The sequence below is a fragment of the Spirillospora sp. NPDC048823 genome (genome assembly GCF_043198445.1).
Lineage (GTDB): Bacteria > Actinomycetota > Actinomycetes > Streptosporangiales > Streptosporangiaceae > Spirillospora.
Genome location: NZ_JBICUT010000001.1, coordinates 631,909 through 649,137 on the forward strand (window position 1 = coordinate 631,909; position 17,229 = coordinate 649,137).

Consider the following 17,229-nt stretch of genomic DNA (forward strand, 5'->3'; position numbering starts at 1 on the left):
GGTCAGCCCGGCGGGAGGCGGACGGTGACGATCAGGCCGCCGCCGGGGCGGGGCGCCGCGTAGACCGCGCCGCGGTGCGCCAGCACCACCGACCGGACGATCGACAGCCCGAGTCCGGCGCCCTTGGACGACTCGACCCGGTCGGCGTTCAGCCGCCGGAACGGCTCGAACAGCCGCTCCACCTCGTAGGCGGGGACGGCCGGGCCGGTGTTCTCGACCTGCACGGTGGGGTACCCCTCGAGGATGCCGGTGCGGATCCACAGCTCGCCGCCGTCCTCCTCGTTGTGCTTGACCGCGTTCTCGACGAGGTTCGACACCAGATGCTCCAGCAGCACCGGGTCGCCCAGCGCCTTCCCGGACGTCAGCTCGGGGTGGACGGACACGTCGTTGTCGCGGTCGCGGCGCGCCGAATGCTCCAGCACCGTCGCCGCCACCTCCGCCAGGTCGACCGGGGTGCGGGTGGTCAGCTCGCGTTCGCTGCGGGCCAGCAGAAGCAGGCCCTCGATAAGCCGCTCGTGCCGGGCGTTGGTGGCCAGCAGCGTCCGCCCGACGGTGCGCAGGTCGTCGGAGACCTCCGGGTCGCCGAGCGCCACCTCCAGCAGCGTCCGGTTGATCGCGAGGGGGGTGCGCAGTTCGTGCGAGGCGTTCGCGACGAACCGCCGCTGCGAGTCGAACGCGTGCCCGAGCCGCTCCAGCATCGCGTCGAAGGTGTCGGCCAGCTCCTTGATCTCGTCGTCGGGGCCTTCGAGCGCGATCCGCTCGTGCAGCGTGCTCTCCGACAGCCGGCGGGCCGTGGTGGTGACCCGCTGCAGCGGGCTGAGCGCCCGGTCGGCGACGAACCAGCCGAGCACCAGGGTGATGACCCCCACCCCGCCGAGCGCGAGCAGGGACCGGCCCACCAGCTGCTTCATCGTCTGCTCGACGAACTGGCGCTTCAGTTCGGCGGCCTCGCTCTCGGAGATGCCGAATCCGATCACCTGGACGTTGCCGAGGATGTTGGCCATCAGCACCGACATCACGAACAGCAGCAGCGCACCGGCCATGAAGAACAGGAGCCCGTACAGCAGGGTGAGGCGCAGGCGGACGCTCATGCGGCCGGGCAGCGCCTTCAGGTCGGCGAACGAGCCGGCGCCGTCGGCGCGCCACATGCCCATGCCCCTGGCGGCAGGGGGCGGCTGCGGCACCTGCTGCGGCCCCGGACGCCGCCACGGGCCGCCGCGCCGGCCGCCGGGGACCGCCGTCGGCTGCGTCGCCTCCGCCCCCTCCTCGTGCGGCGGCGGGTGCGCGGCGGACGGCCGGGTGTCGCCGGGCCCGGACTCTCCGGAGTCCACGTTCGCGTCCGCGTTCGAGCGGGCGGACGGCTCGTCCGGGCCGTCCGGGCCGTTCCGGGGTGCGGGCCCGGCGTTCACAGCCGGTACCCCACGCCGGGCACGGTCTCGATCACCGGGGGGTCGCCGAGCTTCTTGCGCAGCGTCATCATCGTCACCCGGACGACGTTGGTGAACGGGTCGATGTGCTCGTCCCACGCCTTCTCCAGGAGCTGCTCGGAGCTGACGACGGCGCCGTCCGCGCTGAGCAGCACCTCCAGGACCGCGAACTCCTTGCGGGTCAGCTCGACGGGGCGGCCGTCCCGGGCGACCTCGCGGCGGGCCGGATCGAGCGTGATCCCGGCGCGTTCCAGCACCGGTGGCAAGGGCGCGGCGGCGCGGCGGCCGAGGGCGCGCACCCGGGCGATCAGCTCGGCGAACGCGAACGGCTTGGCCAGGTAGTCGTCCGCGCCGATGGACAGGCCCTCGACCCGGTCGTCCAGCTCGCCCGCCGCGGTCAGCATGATGATCCGCGCCGGGTAGCGCTGCGCGACCAGCTGCTTGCAGACCTCGTCGCCGTGGACCTTGGGCAGGTCGCGGTCCAGGACGATGATGTCGTAGTCGTTGACGCCGGCCCGCTCCAGCGCGCCCGCGCCGTCGTAGGCCACGTCCACGGCCAGCGTCTCCCTGCGCAGGCCGGTGGCGATCGCGTCGGCGAGCACCCGCTCGTCCTCGACGACTAGAACACGCACAGGGTCCCCCTCCTGGTCGGGGCGCACGCCCGCGCCCGCGCTCCAGATATGCCACGGGGGTCGTAAGACGCCCGTAAGCACCTGTTCTCCCGGTGTCCGCCGACCCACGCCCCAGCGGACGCAACAATCCGCGAAAATTGCATCCGCGGACAGGTTTACCTTCAGCCTAGGCCTGGGTACAGAAGGGCACGATCCGGGAGGAGGCCCATGGGCGAGTTGTCACGTATGATCCAGCAGCGGCTCGACGACGCGTACGCGTCGCTGCGGAGCGCCCACGCAGATGGAGACACCTACCTGGCGGACATTCGCCAGGAGGAGATCAACGACCTGCGCCGGATCGCAGCGAACAACGACATCGGCGTCGAGCCACCCCGCTGCGACTGAAGACGCACGACCGTTGCGGGGAGCCCGGGCCACTCCCGTCCCGGGCTCCCCGTTCCCGTTCCCGTTCCGTTGTTCGTTTGACGGCCCGCGGTCAGTCGGTCAGCGGGTCCAGCGGCGCCAGGAGGTCGTGCAGGGCCTCGAACGTGCCCGGTCCCGCCGCCACGGCCAGCTCCGGGCCCGCGGGCGCCCCGTGCAGGCCCTCGACGCGTCCGCCCGCCTCCCGGACGATCAGCCCGCCCGCCGCGATGTCCCACGCCTGGACGCCGCGTTCGTAGTAGGCGTCGACGCGTCCCGCGGCCAGCGCGCACAGGTCCACACAGCACGAGCCTCCGCGCCGGATGTCGCGGATGGCGGGCAGCACACCGGTGAGGACCCGCGCCTGCTGGGCCCGCCGCCCCGCCGCGTACCCGAATCCCGTGGCCACGAGCGCCCGGTTGATCGGCACCTGGGAGTTCACGCGGAGTTCACGGGTGCCGGACGCGGTGTGCAGGAGGGCGCCCTCGCCGCGCACCGCCGTGCAGGACTCGCCGCGGCGCGGCATCTCCACGACGCCGGCGACCGCCGTGCCGTCCACCTCGGCGGCGATGCTGACCGCCCAGTCGGGCAGGTCGTAGAGGTAGTTCACTGTGCCGTCGATCGGGTCGATCACCCAGCGGACCCCGCTGTCGCCGGCGTGCGTGCCGCCCTCCTCGCCGAGGAACCCGTCGCCGGGGCGGGCCGCCCGGATCCGCTCGATGATCAGCTGCTCGGCGGCGCGGTCCATCTGGGTGACGACGTCGGTCGGGGACGACTTGGTCTGGACGACGTCGGGGCCGTCCGCCGGGCGCTTGTCGACCAGCATCCGGCCGGCCTCCCGCGCGGTCGCGACGGCCAGTTCCAGCAGTTCCGCGGCCAGGCTCATCCGTGCTCCCCGTCCCGCAGAAGCCTGCGGGGCAGCGTGGCGAACCGCGGGTCGGTCCCGGGCGTGGCGGCCCGCGCGAACGCGATCCCGAGTTCGGCGGCGAGGTCGGCGGCCTCCACGTCGAGGTCGAACTTGACCTCCATGTGGTCGGAGACGAACCCGATCGGGACGACCGCGACGGCGCGGACCCCTTCGCCGTGCAGCGTGCTCAGATGGTCGGTGATCTGAGGCTCCAGCCATGGCTGGGCGGGAGGGCCGCTCCGGCTCTGGTAGACGAGATCCCACGGCGTCTCAGGGGCCGCCTTCTGCGCGACCGCCCGCGTGGCCTGCTCCAGCTCCGCGACGTACAGCTCGCGGTTGGGCTGGGACAGCGGCACGCTGTGCGCGGTGAAGACCAGGCGCGCGCCTTCTGGGAGACGGCTCAGCGCGTCCTTCGCCGCGTCCGCGAACGGATCGATGAACTCGGGCCTGTCGCAGTAGACGGCCAGCTTGTCGATCTCGGGGGCGTCCTCGACCTCTTCACGCGCGCGCGCGATGTCGTCGAGGTACTGGTCGTTGGTGGAGTAGCCGCTGTAGGCGGACGTGACGAACGCGGCCGCACGCCGGATCCCGTCGGCCTTCATCTGCCGGACCGTGTCGGCGAGGTAGGGGGTCCAGTTCCGGTTGCCCCAGTAGACCGGCAGGTCCACTCCATGGGCGGCGAAGTCGGCCTCGATCGCCGCCTTGAGCTCCCGGCACAGCCGATTGATCGGGCTGACCCCGCCGAACAGGTGGTAGTGCTCCCCCACCTCTTCCAGGCGCTCCCGCGGGATGCCGCGGCCACGGGTGACGTTCTCCAGGAACGGGATCACGTCCTCGGGCCCTTCCGGCCCGCCGAAGGACAGCAGAAGCAACGCGTCGTACGACGTCATGCCTCCATCCAATCAGCTGTAGCGCGCCGCGTAGGCCTTGGCCAGGTTGAGCACTTTCTGGACGTACCAGTCTGCGTGGTTGTAGTGCCAGACCGCCCGGTACAGCTGCTTTCCGCCCTTGCCCGCACCGTTGGCGCACAGGTACTTGGCCGCGCCCGGGATGGCGTCGTAGGGGTTCATGATGTCGGCCTTGCCGTCCCGGTCGCCGTCCACGCCGTACGCCTTCCACGTCGCGGGCATGAACTGCATCGGCCCGAGCGCTCCCGCGCTGGACGGGCCGACGTTGCGTCCATGGCTGCTCTCGACCTGCCCGATCGCGGCGAGGACCGTCCAGGAGAGTCCCGGGCAGGTGGCGGCGGCCTGCTTGTACAGGTCCATGTAGCTGGTCGGGCGGCCGCCGTCCGCCGAGCTCTGGTACTCGGCCTCGTGCAGGTTGAGCACGTCCGTGCCGGGGCCCAGCACCTTGGCCACGGCCTTGACGACCTTGGCCGGGTCCACGCCCGGCGCGTTGACCAGGACCGCCACGTTCGGGACGAGGCCCATGTCGGTCCCGGACTTCTTGCTGACGAGCATGTCGATGCCGGGCAGGCCGAGCGGTCCGGAGCCGCCCATCGTCAGGGTGGGCATCGTCCGGCCCACGACCGGGTACTGCGTCCCCCTGGCGAGCTGGAGCTGCTCGGCGGCGGCCGGGGACACCACGAACCGGTCGCCGGCCAGCGCCGCCCACAGCTCGGTCTTCGTGGCCGTCCCGGGCGGCGTCCAGGAGCGGAACGTCGACGGGTCCACGGCGAACGCGTTCACCTGGCGGCCCTGGAGCTGGACGGCGCCGCCCGCGACCGCCGTCACGTCCCTGACCTTGCCCAGCTTCGCGATCTTCTTGATCTTGGCGGCGGGGATCGAGGTGCCGCCGACCGCGAGCACGTCCGGCGGTACGACGCGCTGCAGCGGCGCGACCTGACCGCCCTGGGCCACGTTGATCGGATCGCCCGGTGGCACGCTCGGCGGGACGGCCTGCGTCGAGTCCGACGCGGCGGGCTCCGCGTCCTGCGTGGTCAGCGCCGTGTACACGCCGCCGGAGGCGGTGGCGACCGCCAGGACGGCGATGCCGGTGATGACCAGCGGCAGCGCTCTGCCGCGGCTGTGCGTACGCACGTACTTCTGCTGGGGGGTCCGCTGCTTCTTCTCCGGCTTCGGCCTGCGCGGGCGGCCCGCGGGCGCCGCGCCGCCGTTCACCGCACCGCCGCCGCCGTTCGCCGCCCCGCCGTCCGTGCCGGCATCGCCGGGGGGCCGTTCCCCGGAGCCGGATGCCTTCGAGGGCGCCTTCTTGGCGGCCGCGTTCGCTATGGAGCCGGTGCGCGGTGCTGATGGAGGAGCCACAACATTCCCAACGAGTGTCGCTACGGACGGTTACCCAATTTCACTTCTTTCCCCCATGTAACGCGATCATGGGGCTGACCATGGCCGGCCGGAACCACCTCGTCCCGGCCCATGCCCGCGGTTACCGGATCGTACGTTATCGCCCGATCCGTGATCGTGACCTGGGCCTCCCTCAGCCGGGTACCCCGTCGAGGGGACATCGTTCCGGCGGGTCGCGGCCGCCCCTAAACATGAACTTTCCTCATAATCGAATGCCGAGTAGAGTCGCCGCATGTCCCCCGTAAGCAACCAGAAGTGGCAGAACTGGGCGGGAAACCAGCAGGCCACACCACATCGCGTCGCGACGCCGCGCACCCCCGGCGAGGTGGCCGCGGCCGTACGGTCGGCCGCCGGCGACGGCCTCACGGTCCGCATGACCGGCACAGGCCATTCCTTCACGGGCGCGGCGGTCGCCGAAGGCGTCATGCTCCGCCCCACGGCGCTCACCGCGGTCCGCTCGGTCGACACCGCGACGGGGCTCGTCACCGTTGAGGCGGGGCTCCCGCTACACGAACTCAACCGCGTCCTGGACGACCACGGCCTCGCGCTGGCCAACATGGGCGACATCCAGCAGCAGACCGTCGCCGGCGCCCTCCAGACGGCCACCCACGGCACCGGCCGCGACGCCGCCGGACTCGTCTCCCAGGTCGCCGCGTTGGAACTCGTCCTCGCCGACGGCACCATCGTCACCTGCTCGCGCGAAGAACGTCCCGACCTGTTCGACGCGGCCCGGGCGGGTCTGGGCGCGCTCGGCATCGTCACCGCCATCACCTGGCGGACCGTCCCGTCGTTCCTCCTGCGGGCACAGGAAGAGCCGATGAAATGGGACGAGGTCCTCGCGCGCGTGGACGAGTTCGACTCCGCCAACGAGCACTTCGAGTTCTACTGGTTCCCGCACACCGAAGGCTGCCTGACCAAGCGCAACAACCGCGCCGAAGGCCCGGCCGAGCCGCTGTCCAAGTTCAAGCACTGGCTGGACGACCAGTTCCTGTCCAACACGGTCTTCGGGGCCATCAACAGGATCACGCACCGGGCGCCCGCGGTGACACCGTTCGTGAACGCCATCTCCGCCAGGGCACTCGGCGCCCGCACCTACAGCGACACCTCGTACAGGGTCTTCACCAGCCCGCGCACGGTCCGCTTCAAGGAGCAGGAGTACGCGATCCCGCGGGAGGAGCTCGTCCCCGCGTTGCGTGAACTCCGTTCCCTGTTCGCCAGGAGGGACTGGCGGATCAGCTTCCCCATCGAGGTACGCCTCCTCCCCCAGGAGGACGCCTGGCTGTCGATGGCCCACGGACGGCGGAGCGCCTTCATCGCCGTCCACGTCTACCACCGCGACCCGCACGAAGAGTACTTCCGGGGCGTCGAGGAACTCCTGACCACGCTCGGCGGCCGTCCCCACTGGGGCAAGCTCCACACCCGCGACGCCGCGTACCTGGAGAAGGTCTACCCGAGGTTCGGAGACTTCCGTGCCCTGCGGGACGAACTCGACCCGGACCGCCGCTTCGCCAATCCGTACACGAAGCAGGTCTTCGGCGACTGACTCACTCGGCGGGCGCGGTCCGCCCCTGCGGGTCGGTGGCTCCCTGCTCCTGCCCGCCGTCCTGCGGCGCCTCGGTCGGTGCGGGCGTCTCCGGAGCCGTCGGCACCGAAGTGGTGGGCCCGTCCGTGGGCTCCTGCGTGGGCTGCCCGGTCGGTTGCCCCGTCGGCGCCTCCTGCGGCGTGCTCGGTTCCGTGGTCGGCGCGTCGCCCGTCGGGGTCTCGCCGGGAGTGGCGCCGGGTTCCGTGGGACGGCCGGACGGGTTCTGCGACGGAGCCTCCTCGGGCTGCCCGCCACCGCCGCCCAGCACGTTCGTGACGGTCAGGCCCCCGTTGCCGCTTCCGATGGGCGTCCCGGTGGCCGCCTCGTAGATCGTGATCCCCCCGATCACGATCGCGAAGACCGCCGCCGACGAGAGCGCCAGCTTCGCCCAGTGCGCCCTGGCCCACTCGACCGTGCTCTTCCACGCCGACCGCCGGACGACCTGCCGCACCGCGTCCTCGCCCGCATCCTCGGCGAGCGAGCCGGCGACCGTCTCCACGGGATCCATGCGCGTCGCGTTGGGGTCTCCCCCGAACGGCCCGTCGAACCGCGTCGCGTTCGGGTCTCCGCCGCCCGGAGGCTCGAACATGGTGGCGTTCGGATCACCGGACCACACCACCGTCCGGGTCGGGTCGGCGCTCGTCGCCTCCTCCGCGGCGCCCGCCGCCATCTCCCGCCGGCGCGCCGCCGCCTGCATGTGCGTCAGTTCTTTGAACTGGCTGCGGCCCTGGTCGAGATAGTGCTGGCCGACCGCCGACCCCGCCGTCGAGATCACGCTCATCAGCGCCGCACCGATGATCGTCCCGTACACCCCGAGGGTCGACGCCCCGAACGCCGCGGCCGCCGTCGCCACCGCGCTGGCGACGAGCTGCGTCGTGCTGACATTCGGCAGCTTGCGCGGCATGACCCGCCTCACCCCTGTTCGTCGCCCATAGATCCCGAAAATCAAACTAATCAGGACAATCCGGTGTTCCTTCCCTGAACGTGACGCTCACAACGCCCGGACGGTGGAGCCGCGAGGGACCGCCAGGCACGGTGTGGAAAAAGATGCACAAGGATCGGGCAGGGCGACCCCCGGCCGGGCGAGTCACCGGCAAGCTTGGTCAGGTGCCCTCTTCGACCTCGTGAAGGGGGCTTCGAGAGCGGCGATGTTCGGACATGCCGGGTACGGTGCTGGCAGCAGGTGTGTCCGAAAGAGAGACTCGGGAACCCGGGGGAAGGGCACGCATGCGCCCTCGGTGGGCATCGGACGGCCGACCGGTGAGAGCACGGTCGCGCGGTCCGGCGTCCTCCGTGCCATCAGGACAGGGCAGGAAGGACACGCATGCAGGAGCTGCGCCTCGTCGCGGTCAGCGAGGACGGTACGTACCTCGTCCTGGCCACCGCGGGCCGAGGCACCCGGTTCACCCTGCCCGTCGACGACCGGCTCCGCGCGGCGGTCCGTGGACACTTCTCCCGCCTCGGCCAGTTCGAGATCGAAGTGGAGAGTCCCTTGCGCCCCAAGGAGATCCAGGCCCGCATCCGTTCGGGCGAGACCGCCGAAGAGATCGCCGAGTCGGCGGGAATCCCCGTCGAACGCGTCCGCTGGTTCGAGGGTCCGGTCCTGCAGGAACGCGAGTACATGGCCCAGCAGGCGCAGCGCGTCACCGTCCGGCGTCCGGGCGAGTCCACTCCCGGCCCGCCGCTCGGCGAGACCGTCGAGGAACGCCTCGGCCGCGGCGGCGTCGACCTCGACGAGGTCGAGTGGGACTCCTGGAAATGCGAGGACAACACCTGGCGGGTCCGCCTGTCCTTCTTCGACAGCGGCCGCCCCCACGCCGCCGAGTGGACCTTCGATCCGCGCCGCCGGAACGTCTCCCCGCTGGACGAGATCGCCGCCCGCCTCACCGCCGTCGAATGGGACGACGATGACGACGCGCTGTCCGACACCGTCACCCCGCTCGTCCCGCGCCGTCCCGCCATGAAGGTCGTCTCCAGCGACCGCGACCCGGCCGCCCGCGGCCTGCCCGCCGAGCCCGAGCAGCCCGGCGGCCCCGCGCCGTTCCGCGCCGCCGAGCCCCGCGAGTACTTCGCCGAGCACGGCCGCCGGGCCGAACCCCGTCCCGCCTTCCGTGAAGCGGGCGAGACCACTCCCCTGCGCGAGGCCGCCCGTCCCGAAGAGCCCCGCGAGGCCGCCCTCGGCCGCGAGGCCCAGGGCGGCCGCACCGCGGCCCCGTCCCGCGACCCGCGCGAGGAACGCCGGCCCGCCGAGGCCGTCGCCGCCCACGAACCCGCGGGCGGACGCGAGCCGACCCGCACGCGCGAGGCACCCCGGCCGGTTGAGACCGCCCAGGTGTCGGAGGCGGTCGAGCCGCGCACCACCGGCCGCGGCGAAGCGCGCATGCAGGAAACCGCTCACGCGCATGAGGCCGACGACTCCGCTGACATGCCGCGAGACGGCGCGGCGGCCCCGTCACACGAAACCGGCGAATCACGCGAAGCCACCGGCACACCCGAAACGAGCCGGCACGACGCGACACTCCAATCAGAGGAGCCGCGCGAAACCGACGGCGAAGCCTTTCAGGCGGGGGACACAGCCGAGACGGACCGTCCCGGGGACGTGTCGTCCCAAGAGCGCGAGACGCCTAGGCCCGGCGACACGTCCAGGGAGCACGAGCCCGCCCGGCCGCGCGAAGCAGCCCAGCAGCGCGAGACGAGCCGGCCACGCGAGGCCGCCCAGGAGCGGGAGGTCGACCGGCGCCGCGCAGCCGCCGAGACCGGCGAGTCCGTTGAGGCCGGCGTTGAGTCGCGGGAGTCGGATGCCGGGCGAGACGCGGTTCGCACCCGCGAGGCCGTCCAGGTGCGGGAGGAAGAGCCGACCGCCCCCCGAACGGCCCGGCACGCCGAGACCGTGGAACAAGAGAGCCGGGAGGAGCCGCCGGCCGGTACGGGCGGGGACGTCGAGCCGCAGGAGCCCGAAGTGGCCGCGCGGCAACGCGAACCCGAGGCTCCCGAGGCCGAGCCCGCCGAAAACGGGAAGTCCGCGCCGGAGAAGAAGACGCCGGCGCAGCGGCCGGCGCAGCGGCAGACCTCGCGGACGCCGCCGAAGAAGAAGCCGGCGAGCCGTCCGACGATGCCCGCCGCCGCCCAGGACAAGCCGGCCACCGGGGCACCGGCGGCCGCGGCGAGCGGTGAACCGGCGGCGCAGCGGCCCGCGCGGCGCCGCAAGGCCAAGGGCAAGCGCGCCTCCGTGCCGTCCTGGGACGAGATCATGTTCGGTGCCCGCCGCCCCGAATAGGGCGTCAGGCGTCCGGCGGGGGCTCCAGGAACGGGGTCAGCCAGGCGGGCGTTATGCCGGCGGCCAGGGCCACGGCGTCGTCTTCCGCCATGTCCATCGCCGAGTAGCCGCCGTCGCCCGCGCCGACCGCGACGATGAGGGTGGCCAGGCCCAGCCTGCGCTGGAACAGCGTCCGGCGGACGCGCCAGCCGACGATGGCGGTGTGCTCGACGACCACCTGGCGGCGGCGCAGCGACCCTGAGCGGACGCTCAGGCGTTCGCCGTCGGTGATGTGGCCGAGCTGGCGGTAGCGGTCCAGGCCGAGCGGAACGGCCAGGACGGCGAGGGCGGCGAACAGGTAGGCGACCCGGGGCTGCCCGGCGAGGACGCCCAGGACGGCGAAGCCCGCCGGGGGCGCCACCGCGCGGGTGACGCGCCGGCTCCGGGCGGCCGGAGGGTGGGCGGTCAGCGGTCCGGGGACGTTGCCGACGACGCGGGCGGCGAGCGACTCGGCGACCGTCCGGGGGGCCGCCGGCAGCAGGCGGCCGCGGTGGGCGGCGTCCCCGAGGCCGGTGATGAGCGCGCCGAGGCGGGTCACCCCCGTGACGCGTTCGAAGGGGTTGTCGGCGAGTTCGACGCCGCGCAGCCGCCGTCGTTCGAGGGAGACGCTGCGGCGGGTGATCAGGCCGCGTTCGATGACGAGGGAGCCGTCCCGCTGGTGGACGGTGAAGTCCCAGTTGAACATCGTGAACACGATCACCGACATGACGGGCATGGTGATCAGGAGAAGGACGGCCAGCGCGACGACGAGGGCGGTGGGCAGGCCCACCACGTCGTGGCCGAGGTTCTCCACGCGCTCGCGCGTGATGAAGCCGAGGTCGTCGCCGAGGTTGTAGAGGGTGCCGAGAAGGCTGCCGGCCAGCGCGAAGGGCGTGAGGAGGTAGGCGCCGCTGAGCGGGGCGTACACGTACCAGCGGCGCCGCATGCGGGCGAGGACGCGTCGCGGTGGCGCCGGGGCGTCCCGTGCGAGGAGGACGCGGCGGAGCCGTTCGGCTTCGTGGCGGGAGACCGCGTTCAGCGCGCCCTCGCCGCCGTCCGCGCCGGCGTCGATGTGGACGACCGCCAGGCCGAGGAGTCTGTGCGGGAGGGACGCGTTGATGTCCACACCCCGGATCCGGTCGCGCGGGATGCTCTTGACCGACCGCCCTATGAGCGCGCGGCGGAGCTCGATGCGGTCGTCGTACAGCCGGTACGTGAACGTCAGCCAGCCGGCGACGTGGAAGAGCAGCCCGAGCGCCAGCCCGACGAGCGTGAAGTAGAACGCCGTGGACAGTCCGCCGACCATGAGTCCCGTCGCGCCGGCGGCGATCAGCGCGATGAGCTCCCGGACGGCGCCGACGACGAACGTGAGCGGATGGAGCCGTTCGCCCCGGACGCTCTCCTCCCCCGAGCGCGTCCCGTCGGCGGGCGCGCGCTCCCCACCGCCGCTCAGGCCGCCGCCGTCCGGGCCGCCGCCGTCCGGGCCGCCGCCGTCCAGGCCATTGCCGGACGAGGGTCCTGGGGACGTCCACGTGGCGTGTTCGGGACCGCGGTCACCGTCTCGGATGTTCACGTCGCGTCGTCGCGCAGATCGTGGGCACGGTGGGCGAGGTCCTCGGCCAGCCGGGTCGCGACGTCCACGGGGAGGCCGGAGACCTCGGAGGATCCCGCATGGGACGCCGTGTTGATCTCGATGGTGGCCAGGCCGAGCATCCGTTCGATCCAGCCCTGCTCGGTGTCGACGGTCTGGATGCGGCCGACCGGCACCAGCAGCCATTCGCGGCTGAACCAGCCCGTCCGGGTGTAGACGACGTCGGCGCTGACCTCCCAGCGATGGACGCGGTAACGCCAGACCGGCGCGACGGTCACCATCAGCAGCCCGATGGCGCCGACGGCGTAGGGCAGCCAGCCGGTCCGGCCCGACAGCCATCCGGGCATGCCGTCCCAGCCGGAGTCGCCGGCCCAGGCGGCGACGCCCAGGGCGAGCCCGAACGCCAGGCCCCACAGCAGCAGGTACTCGATCGCCCAGTGCGCGATCGCCCGGGCCGACACCCGGTGTTCGGGCGGCCGCAGCCGCGGCGGGTGCGGCCCCCCGCCGTCCCTCTGGTGACTGCGCCGCACCGACGTCACACGGTGAGTTTAGAACGCCGGAGGCCCCCTCCCGGTGTTCCGTCCGGGGTGAACCGCCGGAACCGGGGGCACGATCTCGCGGGCGTCAGCGTTTTGTCAGTGGCACATGCGACGGTGAGGGCGCGTCTTCGTTGCTCACGGGTCTCGCCGGGGTGGCGGAAAAACTGGATGCAAACCACTCCGGACACCGCATATTTTGGCAGATCCGCCTCCAACAGGCGGAGACGTCCGGCGAACGAGAGTCCTAGGAGATCACATGACGTACGCCATCCAGGCCGATGGTCTGGAGAAGCGGTTCGGTGAAACCCAGGCGCTGGCCGGCGTCTCCGTCACCGCCGAACCGGGAACGGTCCTGGGGGTGCTGGGCCCGAACGGCGCCGGCAAGACCACCATGACCCGGATCCTCGCCACGCTGATCGAGCCGACCGGCGGCAGCGCCCGGGTCGGCGGGTTCGACGTGGTCAGGGACGCGCACAAGGTGCGGCAGATGATCGGCCTGACCGGCCAGTACGCCGGGGTCGACGAGATGCTCACCGGCACCGAGAACCTCATCCTGATCGGCCGGCTCCTCGGCCTGTCGCGGCGGGCGTCCAGAGCGCGCGCCGCCGAACTGCTGGAGCGCTTCCAACTCGCCGACGCCGCCGAGCGCGCGGCCAAGACGTACTCCGGCGGGATGCGCCGCCGCCTCGACCTCGCGGCGAGCCTGGTCGGACGGCCGCAGATCCTGTTCCTGGACGAGCCGACCACCGGCCTCGACCCGCGCAGCCGCAACGGCCTGTGGGACATCGTGCGCGGCCTGACCGACGACGGCGTCACCGTGCTGCTCACCACGCAGTACCTGGAGGAGGCCGACCAGCTCGCCGACGACATCGTCGTCATCGACCGCGGCCAGATCATCGCGCACGGCACGTCCGACGTCCTCAAGGCGCAGGTCGGCGGGCAGGTGCTGGAGGTCCGCCCGGTGGACCCGGCGGACGCCGGCACCGTGGCGAAGCTCGTCGGCGAACTGGCCGAGGCCGCCCCGGAGACCCGCGACGGCCTGGTCAGCGCACCGATGACCGACCCGCAGCTGATGCCCGGCGTGGTCCGCCGCCTCGACGAGGCCGGCATCGCGATCGGCGAGCTGTCGCTGCGCAAGTCGAGCCTGGACGAGGTGTTCTTCGCCCTCACCGGCCACCACACCGACGACATCGACGCCGAGGCCGGCGAACTGGCCGAGTCCACCAGGAAGCAGGCGGCAGACAAGGAAGGGGCGTCCGCATGACCACCGCGACGTTCGCGCCGCAGGACCTGTCCAAGCGGATCGCACCGGGCACCGCCCTGCGCAACACGGCCACGCTGGCGTGGCGCAACCTCGTCCAGATCAAGCACAACCCGATGGAGCTGCTGGACCTGTCCATCCAGCCCATCATGTTCGTGCTGCTGTTCGCGTACGTGTTCGGCCCCGCGATGTCCGGCAGCGTCGAGAACTATCTGCCGGTCGTCATCCCCGGCATCATCGCGCAGAACGCGCTGTTCGCCGGGATGAGCACCGGTTTCGGCCTCAACACCGACATCACCAAGGGCGTCTTCGACCGGTTCCGGAGCCTGCCGATCGCGCGCAGCGCCCCGCTCGCCGGGCGGATCATCGCCGACACCGCCAAGCAGGGGTGGTCGATGATGATCCTGCTCCTCGTCGGGTTCGCCATCGGCTTCCGGATCGAGACGAACGTCCTCGCGCTGTTCACCGCGTTCGCCCTCCTGCTCGCCTTCGCCGTCCTTTTCTCCTGGACGTCGGTCTACATCGCGATGAAGGTGAACGAGCCGGAGAAGGTGCAGATCTTCGGCTTCGTGGTGATCTTCCCGCTGAGCTTCCTGAGCACCGCGTTCATCCCCACGACCCAGGGCATCCCCGGGCCGGTGGCCGCGGTGATGGACAACAGCCCGGTGACTCACCTGGTGGAGGCGATGCGCGGCCTGCTGGTCGGCGGCCCCGTCCTCGACCACGCCTTGGTCGCGCTGGCGTGGGGCTTCGGCATCTCGCTGGTCTTCGCCCCGCTCTCCCTGCGGGCCTTCAAGAAGCGCGCGTAGATCCCTTCCCCGCGCCCGAGTGCGGAACGCCCCGGCGGTCGCGAGACCTCCGGGGCGTTCCGCTGAGCGGGCAGGGTCGCCGGCTCAGGCGGCGTTCTCGGTCTCCTTCTCCTGCTCCTTGGCCTTCGCGCGGGCGTCGTCGAGGGCGGCCAGTTCGAAGTCGGCGCGCGGCTGCTCGACGGTGGCGAGGGAGACGGTCTCGCGCTTGAGGAACAGCGCGAGCGTCCAGTCCGCCACGACGCGCAGCTTGCGGTTGAAGGTCGGGACCTTCGCGCCGTGGTAGCTGCGGTGCATGAACCAGGCCGGCCAGCCCTTCACCTTGAACCCGTAGGTCTGGGCGACGCCCTTGTGCAGGCCGAGCCCGGCTACCGCGCCGATGTTGCCGTGGGCGTAGGCCTTGAGGGTCTTGCCGCGCAGCGAGCGGACGATGTTGTCGCCGAGCAGCTTGGCCTGGCGGACGGCGTGCTGCGCGTTCGGCGGGCAGTACATGCCCTCCTGGGTCAGGTCCGGGATGGCGGCGTTGTCGCCGGCGGTGAACGCCCGCACCAGGCCTTCGATGGTGAGGTACTCGGTGCCCTTGACGCGGCCCTTCTCGTCCACCGGCAGGTCGCCGTTCCGGACGACGGGGGCGGCCTTGACGCCCGCGTTCCACACCAGTGTCCCGGCCTGGAAGCTGCTCCCGTCCGACAGCTCGATCTGCCCGTCGACGGCGGACCGCAGCAGCGTGTTCATCTTGACGTCGATGCCGCGGCCGCGGAGCTGCTCGGCGGTCCACTTGCCCATGTCGGGCCCGACCTCGGGCAGGATGCGGCCGGCGGCCTCGACCAGCATGAACCGCAGGTCCTGCGGGGTGACCTTGCGCATGTACTTGGTGGCGTGGCGGGTCATGTCCTCGAGTTCGGCGACCGCCTCGACGCCGGCGAACCCGCCGCCGACGAACACGAACGTGAGGGCCTTGCGGCGCAGTTCGACGTCGTCGGTGGATTCGGCGATCTCCAGCTGCTCCAGGACGTGGTTGCGCAGGTGGATGGCCTCGCCGACGGTCTTGAGGCTGATTCCGTTGTCGGCGAGCCCGGGAATCGGCAGCAGCCGGGGCACGGCGCCGGCGGCCATCACGAGGTAGTCGTAGGAGATCCGTTCCGGCGGCCCGGCCAGCGGCTGGACGATGGCCCAGCCCTCGTCGTGGTTCAGCTCGGTCACCCGGGCCTTGCGCACGGTGCACCTGGGCAGGACGCGGCGGAGCGGGACGACGACGTGCCGCGGGGAGATGTTCCCGGCGGCGGCCTCGGGAAGGAACGGCTGGTATGTCATGTACGAGTTGGGGTCGACGACGGTGACCTTGACCTCGCCCCGCCTGAGCTCGCGTCTGAGCTTCTTCTGCAGGCGCAGGGCGGTGTACATGCCCACATAGCCGCCACCCACGATGAGGATGTGGGGAGCGCCAGGGGTCCCCTCGGCGGTCCTGGCCATTGCGGCCCTCCAATGTCACGGTCGGCTTGTGAAGACATTCACAAACTAACCGATGGAACGTGCCTCGCACCAACCAATAACCGCGAAAGAACATCGAAACTTCCCGTCCTGGTAAAGCAGAGTGTGATCAGGGCTGTGAAACACGCCACTCCTTTCCAATTTTGGGGATGGAACGGGGCAAAGCACGCATGACCAAGGTCACAGCACGCGGCCGGGGAGGGCCGCCACCGGCGGGACGAAAGGCCCGTTCCACTACCGGCGAAGCCCTATCGTTGGGGTCGACGAGGAAGGGGGCGCCGGCGGGCGGGATGCGCGCGGCCGGATGACGGCGGTCCGGCGGTGCGCGGCGTACGATCTCGCCCGGGAGCGAATCGATGATGAGCAGAGACCGGCGTCCGATCCTGGCCGCGGTGGGCGCGCTCGCGCTCGCCGGGTCCCTGAGCGGCTGCGGGGTGATCGGCCAGCCCGAGACCAAGAGCGCCGAACTGTCGGAGTGGTTCACGGTGACCAGCCCGGTCTTCCGCGATGGGCAGGACTTGCCCCCGAGGTACGGCTGCACGACGTACCCTGGCGGACAGGGAAAGACCCCACCGCTCCGGTGGTCGGGCACGCCGAACGGGACCAGGTCGTTCGCGATCGTCATGGACGACCCGGACGCGTCCGGCGGCGCCTACGTCCACTGGGTGATCGCGGGCATCGACGGGACGGTCAACGAACTCGTCGAGGGAGCCCGCCTGGACAGGACCGTCGAAGGGTTGACCACAGGCAAGAAGGCGGGTTACGCACCGCCGTGCCCGCCCAAGGGAGAACGGCACCGGTACCGGTTCACCATCTACGCACTGGACCATCCGGCACCGTTCAAGGACGGCGCCGCTCTGAAGGACTCGCTGCCCGCCATCGCCGAGCACACGGTGGGACGGGGAAGGATCATCGGGAACTTCGGCGGCAAGTAGGCGCGTTGACCGTGAAGCCGCCGAGCGCACGGTCAGGGCGGACCCCACCGGGGGGCTG

At 71.7% G+C, this 17,229-nt stretch carries 15 protein-coding genes; 6 read left to right on the forward strand and 9 right to left on the reverse strand.

Translation table 11 applies throughout. From position 1 onward, the window contains the following. Nucleotides 1-2: 2 nt before the first annotated feature. Nucleotides 3-1,409 carry a sensor histidine kinase gene (locus tag ACGFK0_RS02725; protein ID WP_392899062.1) on the reverse strand — a complete coding sequence of 469 codons (1,407 nt, stop codon included), beginning with the start codon at nucleotides 1,407-1,409 and terminating at the stop codon, nucleotides 3-5. Then, entirely contained in the window at nucleotides 1,406-2,059 is a 654-nt protein-coding gene (locus tag ACGFK0_RS02730; RefSeq protein WP_392899065.1) for a response regulator transcription factor, read from the reverse strand. The genes ACGFK0_RS02725 and ACGFK0_RS02730 overlap by 4 nt, the downstream gene beginning before the upstream one ends. Before the next feature lie 207 nt (nucleotides 2,060-2,266). Between ACGFK0_RS02730 and ACGFK0_RS02735 the strand changes: the two genes are divergently transcribed. Then, the gene (locus tag ACGFK0_RS02735) at nucleotides 2,267-2,443 is read left to right on the forward strand and encodes a hypothetical protein (protein ID WP_392899068.1); all 177 of its coding nucleotides are present in this window, start codon (nucleotides 2,267-2,269) and stop codon (nucleotides 2,441-2,443) included. A gap of 91 nt (nucleotides 2,444-2,534) precedes the next feature. On the opposite strand, the gene ACGFK0_RS02740 is transcribed toward ACGFK0_RS02735, so the two are convergent. Genes ACGFK0_RS02740 through ACGFK0_RS02750 form a run of 3 tightly spaced genes read right to left on the reverse strand, consistent with a single transcriptional unit; the run spans nucleotide 2,535 to nucleotide 5,632 of the window. After that, nucleotides 2,535-3,344: an inositol monophosphatase family protein gene (locus ACGFK0_RS02740; protein ID WP_392899071.1), complete on the reverse strand. Its 810-nt coding sequence runs from the start codon at nucleotides 3,342-3,344 to the stop codon at nucleotides 2,535-2,537. Further along, complete coding sequence (locus tag ACGFK0_RS02745; RefSeq protein WP_392899073.1) at nucleotides 3,341-4,255, reverse strand: ferrochelatase; 915 nt, start codon at nucleotides 4,253-4,255, stop codon at nucleotides 3,341-3,343. The genes ACGFK0_RS02740 and ACGFK0_RS02745 overlap by 4 nt, the downstream gene beginning before the upstream one ends. 12 nt (nucleotides 4,256-4,267) lie before the next feature. Continuing rightward, nucleotides 4,268-5,632: a lytic transglycosylase domain-containing protein gene (locus ACGFK0_RS02750; protein ID WP_392899076.1), complete on the reverse strand. Its 1,365-nt coding sequence runs from the start codon at nucleotides 5,630-5,632 to the stop codon at nucleotides 4,268-4,270. 271 nt (nucleotides 5,633-5,903) lie between these two features. Here ACGFK0_RS02750 and ACGFK0_RS02755 point away from each other — a divergent pair, with 271 nt between their 5' ends. Further along, a complete protein-coding gene (locus ACGFK0_RS02755; RefSeq protein ID WP_392899078.1) occupies nucleotides 5,904-7,214 on the forward strand; it encodes a D-arabinono-1,4-lactone oxidase in 1,311 nt (436 codons plus the stop codon). Nucleotide 7,215: 1 nt separating this feature from the next. On the opposite strand, the gene ACGFK0_RS02760 is transcribed toward ACGFK0_RS02755, so the two are convergent. Further along, the gene (locus tag ACGFK0_RS02760; protein ID WP_392899080.1) at nucleotides 7,216-8,157 is read right to left on the reverse strand and encodes a hypothetical protein; all 942 of its coding nucleotides are present in this window, start codon (nucleotides 8,155-8,157) and stop codon (nucleotides 7,216-7,218) included. A 420-nt stretch (nucleotides 8,158-8,577) separates the two neighbouring features. Here ACGFK0_RS02760 and sepH point away from each other — a divergent pair, with 420 nt between their 5' ends. Next, complete coding sequence (gene sepH, locus ACGFK0_RS02765; RefSeq protein WP_392899082.1) at nucleotides 8,578-10,530, forward strand: septation protein SepH; 1,953 nt, start codon at nucleotides 8,578-8,580, stop codon at nucleotides 10,528-10,530. A 4-nt stretch (nucleotides 10,531-10,534) separates the two neighbouring features. On the opposite strand, the gene ACGFK0_RS02770 is transcribed toward sepH, so the two are convergent. Both ACGFK0_RS02770 and ACGFK0_RS02775 read right to left on the reverse strand, forming a co-directional pair. Further along, the gene (locus ACGFK0_RS02770; protein ID WP_392899084.1) at nucleotides 10,535-12,121 is read right to left on the reverse strand and encodes a PH domain-containing protein; all 1,587 of its coding nucleotides are present in this window, start codon (nucleotides 12,119-12,121) and stop codon (nucleotides 10,535-10,537) included. After that, on the reverse strand, nucleotides 12,118-12,678 hold the full coding sequence (locus ACGFK0_RS02775; protein ID WP_392899087.1) for a PH domain-containing protein: 561 nt from the start codon (nucleotides 12,676-12,678) through the stop codon (nucleotides 12,118-12,120). The genes ACGFK0_RS02770 and ACGFK0_RS02775 overlap by 4 nt, the downstream gene beginning before the upstream one ends. 256 nt (nucleotides 12,679-12,934) lie before the next feature. On the opposite strand from ACGFK0_RS02775, the gene ACGFK0_RS02780 reads away from it, so the two are divergent. Both ACGFK0_RS02780 and ACGFK0_RS02785 read left to right on the forward strand, forming a co-directional pair. After that, nucleotides 12,935-13,942 (forward strand): ATP-binding cassette domain-containing protein, encoded by a 1,008-nt coding sequence (locus ACGFK0_RS02780; RefSeq protein ID WP_392899090.1) that lies wholly within the window; start codon nucleotides 12,935-12,937, stop codon nucleotides 13,940-13,942. Beyond that, nucleotides 13,939-14,748, forward strand: coding sequence for an ABC transporter permease (locus ACGFK0_RS02785; protein ID WP_392899092.1), 810 nt, complete (start codon nucleotides 13,939-13,941; stop codon nucleotides 14,746-14,748). The genes ACGFK0_RS02780 and ACGFK0_RS02785 overlap by 4 nt, the downstream gene beginning before the upstream one ends. An 84-nt stretch (nucleotides 14,749-14,832) precedes the next feature. Here ACGFK0_RS02785 and ACGFK0_RS02790 read toward each other — a convergent pair whose 3' ends face one another. Next, entirely contained in the window at nucleotides 14,833-16,218 is a 1,386-nt protein-coding gene (locus ACGFK0_RS02790) for an NAD(P)/FAD-dependent oxidoreductase (RefSeq protein ID WP_392899095.1), read from the reverse strand. A gap of 374 nt (nucleotides 16,219-16,592) precedes the next feature. On the opposite strand from ACGFK0_RS02790, the gene ACGFK0_RS02795 reads away from it, so the two are divergent. Beyond that, a complete protein-coding gene (locus tag ACGFK0_RS02795) occupies nucleotides 16,593-17,171 on the forward strand; it encodes a YbhB/YbcL family Raf kinase inhibitor-like protein (RefSeq protein ID WP_392899097.1) in 579 nt (192 codons plus the stop codon). Nucleotides 17,172-17,229 lie beyond the last annotated feature (58 nt).